Here is a 4,212-nt window from a genome sequence, read left to right on the forward strand (position 1 = left end):
GGCCTTCTCCGCGCGGCGCCGCTCGGCGCGGTTGACGCCGTCGTCGCCGTTCGGGGACGCGCCGCGGCCACGGGCCGGGACCTGGTGGCGACCGGTACGACCGGTGCCCGGAGCCGCCGTACCGCCCTCGCCGCGGCGCGCGACCCCGCCGTCCTCGCCCGGGCCGCTGTACTGCAGGTTCTGCGGCGGGCTGGTGCGGAACAGGTTCGGCAGGACCACGGTGGACTCGGCGGGCTCCTCGGCCGGGACCCGGCGCACGACCGGGATCTCGGTCGTCTCCGGCTCGGCCTCCTGGACGGGGGCGGCCGGCTGCTGCACCTGGACGACGACGTTGAACAGGTGCCCGATCGTCTCCTCCTTGATGCCCTCGAGCATCGCGGAGAACATGTCGAAGCCCTCGCGCTGGTACTCGATCACCGGGTCGCGCTGGGCCATGGCCCGGAGCCCGATGCCCTCCTTGAGGTAGTCCATCTCGTAGAGGTGCTCGCGCCACTTGCGGTCGATGACCTGCATCAGGACCTGGCGCTCGAGCTCGCGCATCCCGCCCTGGGCGCCGATCAACGCGTCGATCTCGGCCTCGCGCCGGGCGTACGCGGCCTCGGCGTCGGCGAGGATGACCCGCTCGAGCTCCTCGGCCGACAGGTCGTCGATGTCGTCGGCGACGGTGCGCCAGTCGAGCTGGATCGGGTACAGACCCTTGACCGCCGTCCACAGCTTCTCGAGGTCCCAGTCCTCGGAGTAGCCCTCGGCGGTGGCGCCGGCGACGTAGGCGTGGATGACGTCCTCGAGCATGTTGCGGGTCTGGCGCTGCACGTCCTCGCCGTCGAGGACCCGGCGGCGCTCGTCGTAGATGACCTTGCGCTGCTGGTTGAGCACCTCGTCGTACTTGAGGACGTTCTTGCGGATCTCGAAGTTCTGCTGCTCGACCTGGGTCTGCGCGCTGCGGATCGCGCGGGTGACCATCCCCGCCTCGATCGGCACGTCGTCCGGCAGATTGAACCGGTTCATGATCGACTCGACGACCTGGCCGTTGAACCGGCGCATCAGCTCGTCGCCGAGGGACAGGTAGAAGCGGGACTCGCCCGGGTCGCCCTGACGGCCGGACCGGCCGCGCAGCTGGTTGTCGATGCGGCGGGACTCGTGGCGCTCGGTGCCGAGCACGTAGAGCCCGCCCGCGGCGCGGACCTCGTCGGCCTCGGCCTTGACCTGCTTGCGCATGCGGTCGAGCACCGCGTCCCACGCGGCCTCGTACTGCTCACGGGTCTCGACCGGGTCCAGGCCCTGGCTGCGCAGCTCCAGGTCGGCGAGGAACTCGGGGTTGCCGCCGAGCATGATGTCGGTACCGCGACCGGCCATGTTCGTGGCGACGGTGACGGCGCCCGCGTGCCCGGCCTGGGCGATGATCTGTGCCTCACGCGCATGGTTCTTCGCGTTGAGCACCTCGTGCGGCACGCCGCGGCGCAACAGCAGCGTCGCCAGGTACTCGGACTTCTCGACGCTCGTCGTACCGATCAGGACCGGCTGGCCCTTCTCGTGCTTCTCGGCGATGTCGTCGGCGACCGCCTCGAACTTCGCGGGCTCGGTCTTGTAGATCAGGTCGGCCTGGTCGGCGCGCACCCGCGGCCGGTTCGGCGGGATCGAGACGACCGACATCTTGTAGATCTCGTGGAGCTCGGCGGCCTCGGTCTGGGCCGTACCGGTCATGCCGGCGAGCTTGTCGTAGAGCCGGAAGAAGTTCTGCAGCGTGATCGTCGCCAGGGTCTGGTTCTCCGGCTTGATCTCGACGCCTTCCTTGGCCTCGATCGCCTGGTGCATGCCCTCGTTGTAGCGACGGCCGGCGAGCACACGACCGGTGAACTCGTCGACGATCAGGACCTCACCGTCGTTGACGATGTAGTCCTTGTCCTTCTTGAACAGCTCCTTGGCCTTGACTGCGTTGTTCAGGTAGCCGACCAGCGGGGTGTTCGCGGACTCGTAGAGGTTGTCGATGCCGAGCTGGTCCTCGATCAGCGCGACACCCTCCTCGGTGATGCCGACGGTGCGCTTGCGCTCGTCGACCTCGTAGTGGATGTCCTTGGACAGCATCGGCGCGAGCCGCGCGAACTCCTGGTACCAGCGGGCGCTCTGCTCGGCCGGGCCGGAGATGATCAGCGGCGTGCGGGCCTCGTCGATGAGGATCGAGTCCGCCTCGTCGACGATGGCGAAGTTGTGCCCGCGCTGGACCATGTCGGCGGTGTTCCACGCCATGTTGTCGCGCAGGTAGTCGAAACCGAACTCGTTGTTCGTGCCATACGTGACGTCGCAGGCGTACTGCTCGCGGCGCTGCGCCGGGGTCATCTCCGACAGGATCACGCCGACGGTGAGACCGAGCCAGCGGTGGATGCGGCCCATGGTCTCGGAGTCGCGCTTGGCGAGGTAGTCGTTCGTGGTGACCACGTGCACGCCGTCGCCGGGCAGCGCGTTGAGGTAGACGGCCAGCGTCGAGGTCAGGGTCTTGCCCTCACCGGTGCCCATCTCCGACACGTTGCCCATGTGCAGCGCACCGGCACCCATCAGCTGCACGGTGAACGGACGCTGACCCAGCGTGCGCCGGGCGGCCTCGCGCACGGTGGCGAAGGCCTCGGGCAGCAGCTCGTCGAGCGACTCGCCGTCGGCGTGGCGACGGCGGAACTCGTCGGTCTTGGCGCGCAGCTGCGTATCGGTGAGGCCCTCGAAATCGGGCTCCAGTCCGTCGATATGCGCGGCGATCTTCGCGAGCCGCTTCACCAGCTTGGTCTCGCCGGCCCGGAGGAGTCGACTCAGGAAGGGCACTGCCGACCTCATTCACGTCGCGGTCAGGTCACGGGGCCCCACCACGGTCTCCGCGCACGCCCGGCACCCGGTCGGCGCCGTGAACGGCACCGGCGCGGCACCGGCGCGGCGCGGCGGGCGGACCCCGCCGACCATGGTACGGGCACGCCGTGGCAGGTCCGCGCCGCGGCGGGGACAGCTCACCCCGTCGCGGCGCGGCCACCGCCGGTCGTGTGCCGTCAGCCGTCGAGCCGGATCACGCCGTAGTCGTAGCCGCGGCGGCGGTAGACGACCGAGGCGCGACCGGTGTCACTGCAGGAGAACAGGTAGAAGTCGTGACCGACGAGCTCCATGCGCGAGAGCGCCTCGTCGACGGTCATCGGGGTGGCCGGGTGGGTCTTCTCGCGCACGATCCGACCGGGCCGGTACTCGGCCTCCCACTGCTCCTCCAGCCGGAGCAGCTCGTCGTCGGTCAGGGACTCGTCGTGGCTGCGCGGTGCCGGGATGGTGTCGGTGACGGGAGGGGCCGCTTCCATCAGCGCGACGGCCGAGGCGTCGGCGGCGGCGCGGGAGGCGGCCACGCGGTCGCGGCGGCTGGGCTTGCGGCGGTCGTGGGAGCGGCGCAGCCGTTCGGCGAGCTTGCCGACGGCCATGTCGAGCGCGGCGTAGAAGTCGGCGGCGGAGGCCTCGGCGCGGGCGACGGCTCCGCAGCCGCCGCGCCCGGTGATCTCGACGCGCTGGCAGGACTTCTGCTGACGGCGGTTCGGCTCGTGGAAGAGCTCCACCTCCATTCCGACGATCTTGTGGTCGTGGCGCTCCAGGCGGCTGAGCTTGTCCTGGACCAGGCCACGGAAGTGCTCCGGCACCTCGACGTTCCGGCCGGTGACGACGATCTCCACTCGAACATCCCTCGCTTCAGTCGTGCTGAACCCGGGACCCGACGACGACCCCGGGGGGTGGGCTCGCGGTCGTTCCTCCTGATGTGGTAGCGGTCGGAGTTCAGCGGACGTTATCGGGAAATCCGCCTCCGGGACAGGTCGTTCGCCGACCCGTCGGGTGGACACCCTGGTGCCTTCGGACGCGGTGTGCGACGACCCTGTGGCACCCGGGTGACCCGCCGCGCGCGGAGCGGCGCGCTCACCTCCGGATCGCGCTTCCGGTGACCACTGTGGATGGCGGACCGGAGATCGGCGGACCGCCGTCTATGTGACCGCCGTCACAATCGACCGTCCGGTCGGCGGCGGTGGGCCGAGGCGTCGGCGAGCACCACCGCGCCCACGGCGGGCAGTCCGGACGCGGCGAGCACCGCCCCGCAGGCCCGCAGGGTCGCCCCGGAGGTCACGACGTCGTCGACCAGCAGCACCGCCTCCCCCCGGGCCGCAGGCACCGGCTCGCGGCCGCGGGCCGGGTGCAGCGCCGAGG

3 protein-coding genes are annotated in these 4,212 nt (G+C 70.7%); all 3 read right to left on the reverse strand.

Annotated elements, in window-relative coordinates:
• On the reverse strand, positions 1-2,811 hold a 2,811-nt coding region (secA, locus tag NH602_RS28710), incomplete at its 3' end, for a preprotein translocase subunit SecA (RefSeq protein ID WP_253069441.1).
• Positions 2,812-3,029: 218 nt separating this feature from the next.
• A complete protein-coding gene (gene hpf, locus NH602_RS28715) occupies positions 3,030-3,689 on the reverse strand; it encodes a ribosome hibernation-promoting factor, HPF/YfiA family (protein WP_073576336.1) in 660 nt (219 codons plus the stop codon).
• A 317-nt stretch (positions 3,690-4,006) separates the two neighbouring features.
• Positions 4,007-4,212, reverse strand: a 206-nt coding sequence (locus NH602_RS28720) for a phosphoribosyltransferase family protein (RefSeq protein WP_256496043.1), incomplete at its 5' end; no start/stop codon positions are given.

The organism is Pseudonocardia sp. McavD-2-B (assembly GCF_024124365.1).
GTDB lineage: Bacteria > Actinomycetota > Actinomycetes > Mycobacteriales > Pseudonocardiaceae > Pseudonocardia > Pseudonocardia alni.